This window comes from Sulfitobacter sp. F26204 (assembly GCF_026410305.1).
In the GTDB taxonomy this organism is placed as follows: Bacteria; Pseudomonadota; Alphaproteobacteria; order Rhodobacterales; family Rhodobacteraceae; genus Sulfitobacter.
In genome coordinates, this window is sequence record NZ_JAPMLQ010000002.1 from 737037 (window position 1) to 750917 (window position 13881).

14 protein-coding genes are annotated in these 13881 nt (G+C 59.1%); 13 read left to right on the forward strand and 1 reads right to left on the reverse strand.

Features of this window, described 5'->3' with window-relative positions; all coding sequences use genetic code 11:
* Nucleotides 1-6: 6 nt before the first annotated feature.
* The 7 genes from OS190_RS07475 (at nucleotide 7) to OS190_RS07505 (ending at nucleotide 8106) form a co-directional block, all read left to right on the forward strand.
* Nucleotides 7-1536, forward strand: a complete 1530-nt coding sequence (locus OS190_RS07475) for an AMP-binding protein (RefSeq protein ID WP_267158032.1) — start codon at nucleotides 7-9, stop codon at nucleotides 1534-1536.
* On the forward strand, nucleotides 1533-3137 hold the full coding sequence (locus tag OS190_RS07480) for a carboxyl transferase domain-containing protein (RefSeq protein WP_267158033.1): 1605 nt from the start codon (nucleotides 1533-1535) through the stop codon (nucleotides 3135-3137). Before OS190_RS07475 ends, OS190_RS07480 begins: the two co-directional genes overlap by 4 nt.
* A gap of 162 nt (nucleotides 3138-3299) precedes the next feature.
* Nucleotides 3300-5249, forward strand: a complete 1950-nt coding sequence (locus OS190_RS07485; protein WP_267158034.1) for an acetyl/propionyl/methylcrotonyl-CoA carboxylase subunit alpha — start codon at nucleotides 3300-3302, stop codon at nucleotides 5247-5249.
* On the forward strand, nucleotides 5246-5911 hold the full coding sequence (locus OS190_RS07490; RefSeq protein ID WP_267158035.1) for a glutathione S-transferase family protein: 666 nt from the start codon (nucleotides 5246-5248) through the stop codon (nucleotides 5909-5911). Before OS190_RS07485 ends, OS190_RS07490 begins: the two co-directional genes overlap by 4 nt.
* A 43-nt stretch (nucleotides 5912-5954) precedes the next feature.
* Nucleotides 5955-6809: a hydroxymethylglutaryl-CoA lyase gene (locus tag OS190_RS07495; RefSeq protein ID WP_267158036.1), complete on the forward strand. Its 855-nt coding sequence runs from the start codon at nucleotides 5955-5957 to the stop codon at nucleotides 6807-6809.
* Between the two features lie 3 nt (nucleotides 6810-6812).
* Nucleotides 6813-7331, forward strand: a complete 519-nt coding sequence (locus OS190_RS07500) for a DUF6653 family protein (RefSeq protein WP_267158037.1) — start codon at nucleotides 6813-6815, stop codon at nucleotides 7329-7331.
* Entirely contained in the window at nucleotides 7324-8106 is a 783-nt protein-coding gene (locus tag OS190_RS07505; protein WP_267158038.1) for a crotonase/enoyl-CoA hydratase family protein, read from the forward strand. The genes OS190_RS07500 and OS190_RS07505 overlap by 8 nt, the downstream gene beginning before the upstream one ends.
* Before the next feature lie 9 nt (nucleotides 8107-8115).
* Here the strand turns inward: OS190_RS07505 and OS190_RS07510 are convergent, their stop codons facing one another.
* Complete coding sequence (locus tag OS190_RS07510; RefSeq protein ID WP_267158039.1) at nucleotides 8116-9180, reverse strand: DUF418 domain-containing protein; 1065 nt, start codon at nucleotides 9178-9180, stop codon at nucleotides 8116-8118.
* Nucleotides 9181-9511: 331 nt separating this feature from the next.
* Between OS190_RS07510 and OS190_RS07515 the strand changes: the two genes are divergently transcribed.
* The 6 genes from OS190_RS07515 to OS190_RS07540 all read left to right on the forward strand — a co-directional run bounded on the left by OS190_RS07515 (nucleotide 9512) and on the right by OS190_RS07540 (nucleotide 13851).
* The gene (locus OS190_RS07515) at nucleotides 9512-9877 is read left to right on the forward strand and encodes an NADH-quinone oxidoreductase subunit A (RefSeq protein ID WP_267158040.1); all 366 of its coding nucleotides are present in this window, start codon (nucleotides 9512-9514) and stop codon (nucleotides 9875-9877) included.
* Complete coding sequence (locus OS190_RS07520) at nucleotides 9868-10413, forward strand: NuoB/complex I 20 kDa subunit family protein (protein WP_267158041.1); 546 nt, start codon at nucleotides 9868-9870, stop codon at nucleotides 10411-10413. The genes OS190_RS07515 and OS190_RS07520 overlap by 10 nt, the downstream gene beginning before the upstream one ends.
* Nucleotides 10410-11018, forward strand: coding sequence for an NADH-quinone oxidoreductase subunit C (locus tag OS190_RS07525; protein WP_267158042.1), 609 nt, complete (start codon nucleotides 10410-10412; stop codon nucleotides 11016-11018). Before OS190_RS07520 ends, OS190_RS07525 begins: the two co-directional genes overlap by 4 nt.
* Nucleotides 11018-11191 (forward strand): hypothetical protein, encoded by a 174-nt coding sequence (locus OS190_RS07530; RefSeq protein WP_267158043.1) that lies wholly within the window; start codon nucleotides 11018-11020, stop codon nucleotides 11189-11191. Before OS190_RS07525 ends, OS190_RS07530 begins: the two co-directional genes overlap by 1 nt.
* Before the next feature lie 112 nt (nucleotides 11192-11303).
* Nucleotides 11304-12551 carry an NADH-quinone oxidoreductase subunit D gene (locus tag OS190_RS07535; RefSeq protein WP_267158044.1) on the forward strand — a complete coding sequence of 416 codons (1248 nt, stop codon included), beginning with the start codon at nucleotides 11304-11306 and terminating at the stop codon, nucleotides 12549-12551.
* Between the two features lie 73 nt (nucleotides 12552-12624).
* The gene (locus tag OS190_RS07540; RefSeq protein ID WP_267158045.1) at nucleotides 12625-13851 is read left to right on the forward strand and encodes an NADH-quinone oxidoreductase subunit E; all 1227 of its coding nucleotides are present in this window, start codon (nucleotides 12625-12627) and stop codon (nucleotides 13849-13851) included.
* Nucleotides 13852-13881 lie beyond the last annotated feature (30 nt).

Genomic DNA, 13881 nt, shown 5'->3' on the forward strand with positions numbered 1-13881 from the left:
CCGGACATGTCGCAATCTTTGCCCGGTGTGTTGGACGACGGGGCGTGGGATATACCTGCGCGGTTGAACATGGCCGCGCAGTGTTTGGCACAGCCTTCGTCCCAGACGGCGATCATCGATCTGACGGGTGTGGGCAGGCGCGATGTCAGTTTCGCAGCGCTTGCAGAAATGACTGATGGTCTGGCGCGTGCATTGCTGACCAAGGTGCAGGCGGGGGATCGCGTTGGGGTCTTGCTGTCGCAATCCCCATGGTGCGCGGCGGCCCATTTGGCAATCTGGAAAATCGGTGCGATTTCCGTGCCTTTGTTCAAACTCTTCAAGCGGGATGCACTGTCATCGCGGGTGAAGGATGCCGGATGTGAAGTGGTGCTCACCGATGGTGAGGGCACCGCGCTGCTGGGTGATCTGGCCGAGGCCTGGATTGCGGATCAGGTGGGAGTGGGCGGTTCGGATGTGCCATTTGCCGACACTGGTCCCGATGACCCGGCGGTGTTGATCTATACCTCGGGAACCACCGGCAGCCCAAAAGGCGCGCTGCATGGCCACCGGATGCTGACCGGGCATCTGCCAGGTGTCGCGGTCAGCCATGACTTTCTGGGCCAGCCGGAGGATTGCCTGTGGACGCCGGCGGATTGGGCCTGGATCGGCGGGCTGTTTGATGTGGCGATGCCGGGCTTGGCCTTGGGCGTGCCGGTAGTGGCCGCGCGCATGGCGAAATTCACGCCCGAAGGCTGTTGTGAGGTGATTGAACAGGGTGGTGTGCGCAACGTGTTTTTCCCGCCAACGGCCCTGCGGATGCTGAAAGCCGCGGATGTTTCGATCGCTGGCCTGCGCTCTGTTGCCAGTGGCGGCGAACCTTTGGGCGCAGAGATGCTGGCATGGGGACGGCGATCATTCGGTTTGGACATCAACGAGTTTTATGGCCAGACCGAATGCAACATGATCGCCTCTTCCTGCGGGGCGGCGTTCAAGGCGAGGGCGGGGGCGATTGGCAAGGCCGTGGCGGGGCACCACCTGGCGGTACTTGACGCGCAGGGGCAGGAAAGCGACGGTGAGGGGGATATTGCCGTGCGGCGTGGTTCTGCCTCGATGATGTTGGGATATTGGCAGCGACCGGATGAAACGGCACAGAAGTATCGCGACAACTGGATGCTGACCGGCGATCGTGGCATCTGGGAGGGCGACTTCCTGCGCTTTGTCGGGCGCGAGGATGACGTGATCACCTCTGCCGGATACCGGATTGGTCCGGCAGAGATCGAGGATTGTCTGTTGACCCATGCGGGCGTTGCGACCTGTGGGGTTGTGGGCAAACCGGATGCGCTGCGCACCGAAGTTGTGAAAGCCTATGTGGTGCGCAGACCTGGGGCGGATGTGACGGCTGAAGTGTTGCAGAAATGGGTTAAGGATCGGCTTGCAAGCTATTCCTACCCAAGAGAAATCGAGTTTCTGGAAGCCCTGCCGATGACGGTAACGGGCAAGGTGATCCGCAAGGAATTGAAGGCGCGTGCAGCGCGGGAAGTTGAAGGAAAGACATGAAACTAGCATCACAGGCATTGCCGTCTTCCGAAGCCTACAAGGCCAATGAAGCGGCCCATCTGGAGGCGCTTGACGTGGTTCAGCATGCTGCCGAGGCTGCTGCTCTGGGCGGCGGTGAGAAATCGCGCGCCCGCCATGAGAGCCGGGGCAAGATGTTGCCGCGGGAACGGGTTGCGAACCTGCTTGATCCGGGAAGTCCGTTTCTGGAGATCGGCGCAACCGCGGCCCATGGGCTATATGACAATGCCGCCCCCTGCGCGGGTGTGATTGCCGGCATCGGTCAGGTACAGGGTCAGGAAGTCATGGTCGTCTGCAACGATGCAACTGTCAAAGGCGGCACATATTTCCCGATGACAGTAAAAAAGCATCTGCGCGCTCAGGAAATCGCGGAGGCGAACCATCTGCCCTGTGTCTATCTGGTGGATTCAGGGGGTGCCAATCTGCCGCAGCAGGACGAGGTGTTTCCTGACCGCGACCATTTTGGCGCAATATTCTACAATCAGGCGCGCATGTCTGCCAAGGGCATCGCGCAGATTGCCGTGGTGATGGGGTCCTGTACGGCGGGTGGGGCCTATGTGCCTGCGATGTCGGATGTGACGATCATCGTCAAAGAACAGGGGACTATTTTCCTCGCTGGCCCGCCTTTGGTCAAGGCCGCGACGGGCGAGGTTGTCACGGCGGAGGATCTGGGCGGCGGTGATGTACACACGCGCCTCTCCGGCGTTGCGGATTATCTGGCTGAAGATGATGCCCATGCGCTTGCCCTGGCGCGGCGTGCCGTGGGGCAGTTGAACCGGGCCAAACCTGCGACGGTGCAGTGGCAGACCTCCGAGGAACCGGCCTATGATCCATCCGAAATGCTTGGCGTGGTGCCTGCGGATCTGCGCACGCCCTATGACATCCGTGAGGTGATTGCGCGGCTGGTGGATGGCTCGCGATTTGACGAATTCAAGGCACGGTTCGGCGAGACCCTGGTGACCGGCTTTGCCCATGTGAAGGGCTGTCCGGTGGGTATCATCGGCAATAATGGGGTGCTGTTCAGCGAGGCGGCGCAGAAGGGTGCGCATTTTGTGGAACTGTGTTCTCAGCGCAATATCCCGCTTGTGTTCCTGCAGAACATCACCGGTTTCATGGTCGGACGGAAATACGAGAACGAAGGTATCGCACGGCATGGGGCGAAGATGGTGACGGCGGTAGCCAGTACCAATGTGCCCAAGATTACGATGTTGGTCGGCGGCTCCTTTGGGGCGGGCAATTATGGTATGGCGGGGCGGGCCTACCGGCCAAGGTTCCTGTGGACATGGCCGAACAGCCGTATCTCTGTGATGGGGGGGCCGCAGGCCGCGGGGGTATTGGCCACGGTAAAGCGCGACGCAATCGAGCGGGCTGGCGAGACATGGTCCGCCGAGGAGGAGGCCAGGTTCAAACAACCCACAATCGACATGTTCGAGGAGCAGTCGCATCCGCTTTATGCTTCTGCGCGGCTTTGGGATGATGGCATCATCGATCCGCGCAAGAGCCGGGATGTTCTGGCGCTCAGCCTGTCGGCCTCTTTGAACGCGCCGATCGAGGCAACAAAATTTGGTGTGTTCCGGATGTGAGGGCGGTTGCGTCCCCTGGTGACATGGTAGTCTGGGCCGGCTGCTGTAACAGGTCCAACAGGCCCAGGACCTGTCCCGCGGGGCAAGGCCGGCGGTTTTCCGGGGCTCTGCCCCGGACCCCGGAGTTTATTGGCAAGATGAAAGATGTGAGGTTTGGCGGCTATGTTTGACACGATTTTGATAGCGAACCGCGGCGAGATCGCCTGCCGGGTGATGGAAACCGCACAGGCAATGGGGGTGCGCTGTGTGGCGGTGTATTCGGACGCCGATGCGGGGGCCAAACACGTGGCAATGGCGGATGTGGCGGCCCACATTGGCGGCTCTGCGCCAAGTGCGAGTTACCTGCGCGGGGATGTGATCATTCAGGCGGCGTTGGATACGGGGGCACAGGCGATTCATCCGGGCTATGGGTTCCTGTCGGAGAACCCGGAATTTGTCGAAGCGGTTGAGGCGGCGGGATTGGTGTTTATCGGCCCGTCGGCCTCGGCCATTCGGGCGATGGGGCTTAAGGATGCTGCCAAGGCCCTGATGATAAAGGCCGGTGTGCCAGTGGTGCCCGGGTATCACGGGACGGATCAGGAGGATGGCTTGCTGGCCAAGGAGGCGGGCAAGATCGGCTATCCGGTGCTGATCAAGGCAGTCGCGGGGGGCGGCGGCAAGGGCATGCGTCTGGTGGAAGAGGCGGGTGGTTTTCAGGCGGCGCTGGAATCGGCGCGGTCGGAAGCGAAGACAGCCTTTGGCAATGCCGATGTTCTGGTTGAAAAATTTGTCGCCAAGCCGCGACACATCGAGGTGCAGGTGTTCGCAGACGGGACAAAGGCGGTGCATTTGTTCGAGCGGGATTGTTCCCTGCAGCGGCGGCATCAGAAGGTGATCGAGGAAGCACCGGCACCGGGGATGACGCAAGCGATGCGCCAGGCGATGGGAGATGCGGCTGTCAAGGCGGCCGAGGCGATCGGCTATGCCGGAGCAGGGACGGTAGAGTTTATCGTTGACGGGTCGGATGGTCTTTCGGCGGACGGGTTCTTTTTCATGGAGATGAACACGCGGTTGCAGGTGGAACATCCGGTGACCGAGGCAATTACCGGTGTTGACCTGGTGGCCTGGCAGCTGCGTGTCGCGGCCGGGGAGACTTTGCCAAAGACCCAGGACGAATTGACGATTGAGGGTCATGCCTTTGAGGCGCGGCTTTATGCAGAGGATGTTCCTGCAGGATTTCTGCCGGCGACGGGACAGTTGACGCATTTGCAGTTCACACCGCAGACACGGGCCGATTCCGGGGTGCGGGCCGGGGACAGCATCAGCCCGTTTTATGATCCGATGATTGCGAAGATCATCGTGCATGGGCCTACGCGGGACGTGGCGCTGGCGAAGCTGCGGGCGGCCTTGAGCGGTTGCCAGGTCGGGGGCACGGTCACCAATCTGGCGTTTCTGGGCGCGCTTGCGGGGCATGAAGGCTTTGGCAGGGGAGAAGTGGATACCGGCCTGATCGCACGCGACATCGACAGGTTGACGGCCGTTCCGGCGGTCGAGGTGCGGCATGTAGCCCTGGCGGGCATGGCGGCGCTGGGGTTGCTGGAACGGCGGGAGGCGGCGGGTTTTGTCCTGTGGCGTGCCCTGCGCCGGTCGGTGCTTCTGGGCTGGGGCGGCGAGGAGCATCTGGTGAAGGTGCGGGTGCTGGGTGCGGATGAACAGCTCTGGTCGGTCGGAGATGTCGAGGTCAGGGCACATCACCGTGGTGGGCAGTGGATCGTTGATGGACAGGCAACGGCCGATGTCGCAGTCGCAAGGAATGTGGTGACGGTTTTTGACGGGTATGGCATGGCCTTTGACGTGATCGACCCGCTGGACCGGGCGGCAGCCGCGCAGGGGGATGGCAATCTGATCGAAGCGCCAATGCCGGGGTTGGTGCGCTCTGTTGACGCCAAGGTCGGACTGCAGGTGGCCAAAGGGGATCGATTGGCGGTATTGGAGGCCATGAAGATGGAGCATTCGCTTTTGGCGGCCCGTGATGGCATTGTTGCCGAGGTGCTGGCCGTTGCCGGAGACCAGGTAGAAGCGGGTGCCGCTCTTGTCCGACTGGAAGCAGAAACCGAAGAGGCCACCCCATGATTGTATTACACCATTGTCCGCAAACACGATCGATGCGCACACTTTGGTTGCTAAACGAATTGGAAATCGAATTTCAGCTGCGTTTCCATGCCTTTGACCGGACCCTGAGAGATCCCGAATACCTGAGCCTGTCCCCTGCCGGACGGGTGCCTGCCCTGGAAATCGATGGCGAGCGGATGTTCGAAACCGGTGCCATCACACAGTATCTGTGCGAGCGGTTCAGCCCCGACCGGCTGGGACGCTCGGTGGGAAGCCCGGACAGGATGGCCTGGCTGGTGTGGTTGCATTTCGCCGAAACCATCAGCCAGCATACGGCGGCATTGACCCAGCAGCATGTCGCCTTGCGCGAGGATCATATGCGCAGTCCGATCGTGATGAAACTGGAAGCGGCGCGGGTGGCCAAATGTTACGATGCGCTCGAGGCGCGGTTGTCGACTCCGGTAGAGAATCGGGATTATCTGCTGACCAGCGGGTTTTCGGCAGTGGATATTTCTGTCGGTCAGGCGGTTTATATGTCACGCTGGTTTGTGACCCTGGACAATCACCCGGAAGTGGCCAAATGGTACGAACGCATCACCGAGCGCCAGGGGTTCATCAATGCACTGCCACAGGACGACGGAATTTATACGCAGGATTTCTATCCACCCTGGCCCGTTGAGTAAAACCCTGCGCGCACTTTTTACAAACTGAATTGGGGGAAAATCGATGAGCCTGGGACCATGTGAGATTTTTGAGGTCGGCCCACGGGACGGATTACAGAGCGAAACCAGAGAGATTGCTGTCGCAGACAAGGTTGCGCTGGTCGACAAGCTGACAGAGGCGGGGTTCCGGCGGATCGAATGCGCCAGTTTCGTGTCGCCCAAGTGGGTGCCGCAGATGGCCGGTTCGGGCGAGGTGATGGCGGCGATCACGCGCAAGGAGGGGGTGCGCTATGCAGCGTTGACGCCGAACATGCGCGGCTATCAGGATGCCTTGGCGGCGGGTGTGGACGAGATTGCTGTTTTTGGATCGGCCTCGGAAGGGTTCAGCCAGAAAAACATCAATGCAAGTATTGCCGAGAGTCTGGAATTGTTTGCTCCGGTGCTGGAGGACGCGCGCCATCGTGACATTCCGGTTCGAGGCTATGTCTCTTGTGTGGTGGAATGTCCCTATGACGGTGTGGTTGCACCAGCGGCGGTCGCCGAAGTGGCGGACAGGCTATTTGCCATGGGCTGCTACGAGATCTCACTGGGAGATACGACCGGAGCGGGCACACCTGACAGCATTGCGCGGATGTTGCTGGCGGTGCGCGATGTGGTGCCGGCGGGCAGGCTTGCCGGACATTACCATGACACAAAGGGCCATGCCATGGCCAACATAGATGCGTCCCTGTCCCTGGGATTGCGGGTATTTGACGGGGCAGTCGGGGGGCTTGGCGGTTGTCCCTATGCGCCCGGCGCACCGGGAAATGTTGCGACCGAAGCAGTGAACAAGCATTTGACGGCTTTGGGCTATGTAACGGGGCTGGATCAAAGCGTTCTGGAGGAAGCGGCCGCCATGGCACAGGCTATGCGGGGCTAGATCATGAAGATTGCGCTGCGGGCAGAGCGGCTGATGGGCATGAGCGATGAGATCTGGTTGCGCCATGCGAATCCATGGTCCGGCTGGACCCGCCTGAGCATCCTGCCGCTCTGGGCTTTGGCGATCTGGAGCCGGGTGTGGATTGGCAGCTATGCCTGGGGCGCTGTGGCGTTTGTATTGATCTGGATATGGTTCAATCCGCGTGTCTTTGCGCCGCCCGCCCGGTTTGACAGTTGGATGTCGCGCGGCGTGTTGGGGGAACGGGTGTTCCTGCAATTCAACGAATCCTTGCCCGCGCATCACCGCAGGATGGCGATTATTCTGGGCTATGGCGCGGTGCCGGGGCTGCTTGTTCTGGGCTGGGGGCTTTGGGTGCTTGATCCGGTGTTTGTCGCCTTTGGCGTCATACTCGCGGCGCTGCCCAAACTGTGGTTTGTGGACCGCATGGTGTGGATTTTGGAAGACTGGCGGCATCAAGGCGGACAGGTGCCGGGCTTGCCGGAAGGAGTGAACGATGTTTGAGACCATAACGATTGAAACGGATGCGCGCGGGGTGGCGACGCTGACCCTGAACCGCGTGGAAAAGCACAACGCGATGTCGGCGCAGATGCTGGCAGACTTGACCGATGCGGCGGCGCAGCTGGGGGCGGATGAGGCGGTGCGCGTTGTGGTGCTGACCGGGGCGGGCAAATCCTTTTGTGCGGGTGGTGATCTGGAATGGATGCGCGCACAGCGCGATATGGATGCGCCGACCCGGTCCGCAGAAGCGGGTAAACTGGCGGCAATGCTGGGAGCGCTCAACAGCCTGCCCAAACCTCTGATCGGGAAGGTGCAGGGCAACGCGTTTGGCGGCGGCGTCGGCATGGCGAGCGTTTGCGATGTGGCGATCGGGGTGGACAGCCTCAAGATGGGTTTCACCGAAACACGGCTGGGCATCATCCCCGCAACCATCGGGCCTTATGTGATTGCCCGCATGGGCGAAGGGCCCGCGCGGCGCGTGTTTATGTCGGCCCGTCTGTTCGGCGCGGCAGAGGCGGTTGATCTGGGGTTGTTGGCCCGGAGCGTGGCTGCCGATGAACTGGATGCAGCGGTAGAGGCCGAAGTGGTGCCTTATCTGAGCTGTGCACCGGGGGCCGTGGCGGCGGCCAAGGCACTTGCTTTGGAACTGGGTGGTGCGGCAAGCGAGGCGGCGGTTGCGCTTTCGATCAAGGCGCTGGCCGAACGCTGGGAGACGGAGGAAGCCGCCGAGGGGATCGGTGCGTTTTTTGACAAGCGCAAGGCGGCGTGGATGGGGTGATTCCCAAGTCTACCCAGCGATTGCACGCATCATTGCCTCAACCGGGCCACGCTTGAAGAATCTTGCCCAGACAAAGGCATAAAGCGTGGCGGCCGCGCAGAACAGAAGGGAGGCCGCTACGGCCTGTGCGGTAGTTTGTCCGCCCAGCATGCCAAGGGCTTCCAACGTGCCCATCCCGATCAGGATATGCGCGATGTAAAGCGTTAGGGTCTGCCGCCCTGCTGGGGCCAGAAGCCGCAAAAGACCCATTCTGGCAAGCCTGTCAGAGACCAGCAAACAAAGGCCAACAACGATGCATGCCGCACCGATCCCCGCCAGCATATAGAGCGGCATCGGCGGGACGGGTTCAGTCGTTACAAGAAGTGCCAGTTCGGGATCAATCTGCGCGAATTGGATGCGCAACACCGCGCTTAACGCTTCGGCCAAGGCAAAAAGAATGATACCCGCGATCACCAACCGAACTTGGGTTGTGCGTTCGACCAACGAAATCCGGCTCAACATGATCCCCACCAGCAGGAAGCCGAGCCATGGAATGACCGGATGCCAGCCGTTAAAGAACAGGTTGCGAACAAAGCCGACGGGTGTCCAGAAACCGGTATAGCTGTAGTCATCCCAGTTCCAGCCAGCGTCGTAGTCAAGGACAAGCACCATCACGACAAAGAACAGATTGAGACCGATCACGACCGCAAACAACGCTCGATTGCCCAAAGGCAGCAACAGCGCCCCAAACAGGAAGTAAAAGGCATAATAATGCAGGATATCTGCATCGAATATCGTCATGTTCAGCAAACCGACAGCGAGCAGGAACAGCGCGCGCTTCAGCGTCACTGCGATTGTCTGATCAAGCCCCCTGATCCCGGCAAGGCCAAGCCCTATCCCCGCAAGCACCACAAAAGTCGCGGCGGCGCGCCCTTCGAGCGCGCGTGTCAGCACATCCAACAGGGTTTCGCCGCCTTCTGCCCCCATGGCGATCTTGAAATTAACAATGACCATACCAACAAAGGCAATATATCTCGCAAGATCAAGTCCTTGCAGTCGGTTTCGTCGTTGTTTGGCGTCGGCTTGATCTGTCATCTTGGCTGATCCTTCGGCAGTATTGATAAGCCTTGGGAGAGCGGATTTTCCGCAATCAGTGGCGTATTTTGCGGCACAAGTTCGCGCGGGCGCTTCTGATCGCACTGCAATTGCTTGGCTTACCGTGCAACCTGCGCTTGATGGGAAGGGTATTCAAGACAGCAGCAAGCGGTTTTTTCCGCTGGCACCAACCATAACCCGACGCTCTGCGACGCCATTTCCACACCCCATCCCGTTGACCCTTCCGCTGCATCGGTTTAGACCCAGTGCTGACCATGTTCTGCCAGCGTCTGTGCCATCGTGCGCAGGCCCAGCCCTAAAGGAGCCTCCCTTGGACGAAATGCTGCGGGAATACCTGCCTATCCTTGTTTTTCTGGCTGTTGCCATCGGTTTGGGCCTTGTGCTGATCCTCGCCGCTTTGGTTCTGGCTGTGCGCAATCCCGACCCTGAAAAAGTGTCGGCCTATGAATGCGGGTTCAACGCCTTTGATGATGCACGTATGAAATTCGATGTGCGTTTCTATCTGGTATCAATTCTGTTCATTATTTTCGATCTTGAGATCGCGTTTTTGTTTCCCTGGGCGGTTGCGTTCAAGGACATTTCGATGGTCGGTTTCTGGTCGATGATGGTGTTCCTGGCTGTGCTGACCGCAGGGTTTGCATATGAGTGGAAGAAGGGGGCGCTGGAATGGCAGTAACGGATGCAGGTGTCGCGGGCGGCTACAAGGCCGGCCCTGATCGTGACGCGCAGACCGCGCAATTCAATGACGCCTTGCAGGACAAGGGGTTTCTGGTCACGTCTACAGCGGATGTGATCAACTGGGCGCGGACAGGATCGCTGCACTGGATGACCTTTGGACTGGCCTGTTGTGCGGTTGAAATGATGCATACCTCGATGCCGCGCTATGACCTTGAGCGGTTCGGCACGGCACCACGTGCCAGCCCGCGCCAATCGGATCTGATGATCGTGGCCGGTACGCTGACCAACAAGATGGCCCCGGCGCTGCGCAAGGTCTATGATCAAATGCCCGAGCCGCGCTATGTGATCTCGATGGGGTCCTGCGCGAACGGGGGCGGCTATTATCACTACAGCTACTCTGTGGTGCGTGGCTGTGACCGAATCGTGCCAGTGGATGTATATGTTCCGGGGTGTCCGCCAACTGCCGAGGCGCTGCTGTATGGTATTCTCCAACTGCAAAAGAAGATGCGACGGACAGGGACAATTGTACGATGAGCGATGCACTGCAAGAACTCGGAGCCTATATCGAGGCAAAGCGACCGGATTGTGTGCTGTCATGGGACGTTTCGCGGGGCGAATTGAACCTGAACGCGACGCTTACCAATATCGCGGGTCTTGTGGAGTTTCTCAAAGGCGATGCAAGCTGTCGTTTCTCGACGCTCGTGGATATTACGGCGGTGGATTACGCCGGCCGGGCCAAACGGTTTGATGTCGTCTATCACCTGTTGAGCATGTATCAGAACCACCGCATCCGTCTGCGCGTGGCGGTTCGGGAAAAGGATCTGGTACCGTCATTGGTGGCCGTGCACCCAAGCGCGAACTGGTTCGAGCGCGAAGTGTTCGATATGTTTGGTATTCTGTTTTCCGGCCACCCTGATCTGCGTCGCATCCTGACGGACTATGGTTTCCGTGGCTATCCCCTGCGTAAGGATTTCCCGACCACGGGCTATACCGAAGTGCGGTATGACGAAGCGCAAAAACGTGTGGTCTATGAACCGGTATCGCTGGTGCAGGAATACCGTCAGTTCGACTTCATGTCACCTTGGGAAGGGGCGGAGTATATCCTGCCCGGAGATGATAAAGTGGAAGGTGCCAAGTAATGGGCGGTTTCTGGTGGCTTTTGTTGTCCGCATTGACGGCAATTCCAATGCTGAAACTGCTGCCGTTCTTTGGCATCAATAAATACTGGGCTGCGGCCTGTTTGATCCCGTTTGGCACGATTGCGCTGTTGTGGTGGATGGGGATGAAACTGCAAGAGTTGGAGAAGCGGTGATTGACCTTCTGGAAGAGATGATAGCCAAGCTGTTCGGTCAGCGTGAGCAACAGCCGATCCGTGTTTTTGCGGATGATGAGCGGCCAATCGACAAGCAGTTGAAGGGGCGGAAATGATGGACGGCGATATTCGCACGAACACCTATAATGACGGATCGATTGATGCTGTCACGGGTGAACAGAAAATCCGTAACTTCAACATTAACTTTGGTCCGCAACACCCTGCGGCGCACGGTGTTTTGCGTCTGGTTCTGGAACTGGACGGCGAGGTGGTAGAGCGCTGCGACCCCCATATCGGACTTTTGCATCGCGGTACTGAAAAGTTGATGGAGAGCCGGACCTACCTGCAAAACCTGCCGTATTTTGACCGGCTGGATTATGTCGCGCCGATGAATCAGGAACACGCTTGGTGTCTGGCTATCGAAAAGCTGACCGATACGCCGGTGCCACGCCGTGCCAGCCTTATCCGCGTGTTGTTTTGCGAAATCGGCCGCATTCTGAATCACCTGTTGAACGTGACCACGCAGGCGCTGGATGTTGGCGCACTGACACCGCCGCTGTGGGGTTTTGAGGAACGCGAGCAGTTGATGGTGTTCTATGAACGGGTCTGCGGGGCGCGTCTGCATGCCGCGTACTTCCGCCCCGGTGGTGTGCATCAGGATTTGCCGCCCGGTCTGTTGGACGATATTCAGGCGTGGTCAGAACAGTTCATGACCAAGTTCATGGTCGATATTGATGAGTTGCTGACCGAGAACCGGATTTTCAAACAGCGCAATGTCGATATTGGCATCGTGACCGAAGAAGACATCCTGGATTATGGGTTCTCTGGCGTGATGGTGCGTGGTTCTGGCCTTGCCTGGGACCTGCGTCGTTCGCAACCCTATGAATGTTATGACGAATTCGAGTTTGAAATTCCAATTGGCAAGAATGGCGATTGTTTTGACCGATATTTGTGCCGCATGGAAGAGATGCGCCAGTCGGTGCATATCATCCAGCAGGCCATCGTGAAGCTGAACGCGCCTGACGGGCAGGGTGACGTGTTGGCACGGGGCAAGATCACGCCGCCGTCGCGCACCGCGATGAAGACCGACATGGAAAGCCTGATCCACCATTTCAAGCTTTATACCGAGGGCTTTCACGTGCCCGCGGGCGAGGTCTATTGCGCCGTCGAGGCGCCCAAGGGCGAGTTTGGTGTCTATCTGGTGGCGGATGGGTCCAACAAACCTTATCGCTGCAAGATCCGCGCGCCGGGTTTCCTGCATTTGCAGGCGATGGACCATATCAGCAAGGGTCACCAACTGGCTGATGTTGCTGCGATCATCGGCACGATGGATGTTGTGTTCGGAGAGATTGACCGGTGATACAGCCAGCGCTGCACATCCTTATTGAAAATACCGGGCGCTGCGCCGCCTATAGATACGAAGGCTAGTATCCATGCTCCGCCGACTACACCCAGACCAACCGCAGGCTTTCGCCTTTACCCCCGCCAATCAGGCATGGGCCGAGGCGCAGATCACCAAATACCCCGAGGGCCGTCAGGCATCGGCGATCATACCCCTGTTGTGGCGTGCGCAGGAGCAAGAGGGCTGGTTGACCCGTCCTGCGATTGAACATGTCTCTGAAATGTTGGGCATGGCCTATATCCGTGGGCTTGAGGTGGCGACTTTCTACTTTATGTTCCAGCTGCAACCAGTTGGTTCCGTAGCACATATCCAGATTTGTGGAACCACGACCTGCATGATTTGCGGGGCCGAGGATCTTGTGTCGGTATGTCAGGAAAAGATTGCCAAAAATCCCCATGAACTGTCGGCGGATGGCAAGTTTTCCTGGGAAGAGGTGGAATGCCTTGGGGCCTGTGCGAATGCGCCTATGGCGCAAATCGGCAAGGATTACTACGAAGATTTGACCGCAGAGCGGCTGGTGGCAATGCTGGATGATCTGGCGGCGGGTAAGGTACCGACGCCGGGCTCTCAGAGCGGGCGATTTGCGGCGGAACCCGCAAGCGGCCTGACCAGCCTCAAGGAATATGACAGCGGCAAGACACAGTATAACGCCAGCGTTCAGTTGGCAGTAGACATCGGCGACACGATCAAGCGGATCGATGGAACCGAAGTGCCGCTGCTGGCACCATGGCAAGGCAAGACGGCCAATAAGTCGGCAAAACCCTCCGCGCAGAAAACGTCTGCCAAAGAACAGAAAACGCCTGCCAAAAAAGCGGAGGCTTCGGCCAAGTCAAAGCCTGCAGCAAATGAGCCCGCGGACAAGACCGGGGTGACCAAACAAGAAGCGGTTGCTGCGTCCAAGGCCAAACCGCCCTCCAAGGCAGAGCCAAAAGGGGTTTCTGCGGCGGTTGCGGATGCGGGCAAAAAACCCAGAACCATGAAGGCTCCGCGCAAGTCGGGCGCTGACGATCTGAAAATGATCAAGGGTGTCGGTCCGAAGCTTGCAACCATGTTACATGACATGGGGATTTTTCATTTTGACCAGATTGCCAAATGGGGCGCTGCGGAAGTGGCCTGGGCGGATCAGAATCTGAAGGGATTCAAGGGCCGCGTAAGCCGTGACACCTGGGTAGATCAAGCACAAAAACTGGCGGCTGGCGAGGAAACGGCCTTTTCCGCCAAGGCCCGGACTGACGGGCGCTACGACAGCGAAACATGAGACCGTGTTGTCACCAAGGGGAAGTAAAAG

Bases quoted from the DNA above. Each gene is read 5' to 3' on its own strand.
- OS190_RS07475 (WP_267158032.1), top strand. From the start codon at position 7: ATGTCGCAATCTTTGCCCGGTGTGTTGGACGACGGGGCGTGGGATATA.
- OS190_RS07480 (WP_267158033.1), top strand. From the start codon at position 1,533: ATGAAACTAGCATCACAGGCATTGCCGTCTTCCGAAGCCTACAAGGCC.
- OS190_RS07485 (WP_267158034.1), top strand. From the start codon at position 3,300: ATGTTTGACACGATTTTGATAGCGAACCGCGGCGAGATCGCCTGCCGG.
- OS190_RS07490 (WP_267158035.1), top strand. From the start codon at position 5,246: ATGATTGTATTACACCATTGTCCGCAAACACGATCGATGCGCACACTT.
- OS190_RS07495 (WP_267158036.1), top strand. From the start codon at position 5,955: ATGAGCCTGGGACCATGTGAGATTTTTGAGGTCGGCCCACGGGACGGA.
- OS190_RS07500 (WP_267158037.1), top strand. From the start codon at position 6,813: ATGAAGATTGCGCTGCGGGCAGAGCGGCTGATGGGCATGAGCGATGAG.
- OS190_RS07505 (WP_267158038.1), top strand. From the start codon at position 7,324: ATGTTTGAGACCATAACGATTGAAACGGATGCGCGCGGGGTGGCGACG.
- OS190_RS07510 (WP_267158039.1), bottom strand. From the start codon at position 9,180: ATGACAGATCAAGCCGACGCCAAACAACGACGAAACCGACTGCAAGGA.
- OS190_RS07520 (WP_267158041.1), top strand. From the start codon at position 9,868: ATGGCAGTAACGGATGCAGGTGTCGCGGGCGGCTACAAGGCCGGCCCT.
- OS190_RS07525 (WP_267158042.1), top strand. From the start codon at position 10,410: ATGAGCGATGCACTGCAAGAACTCGGAGCCTATATCGAGGCAAAGCGA.
- OS190_RS07530 (WP_267158043.1), top strand. From the start codon at position 11,018: ATGGGCGGTTTCTGGTGGCTTTTGTTGTCCGCATTGACGGCAATTCCA.
- OS190_RS07535 (WP_267158044.1), top strand. From the start codon at position 11,304: ATGATGGACGGCGATATTCGCACGAACACCTATAATGACGGATCGATT.
- OS190_RS07540 (WP_267158045.1), top strand. From the start codon at position 12,625: ATGCTCCGCCGACTACACCCAGACCAACCGCAGGCTTTCGCCTTTACC.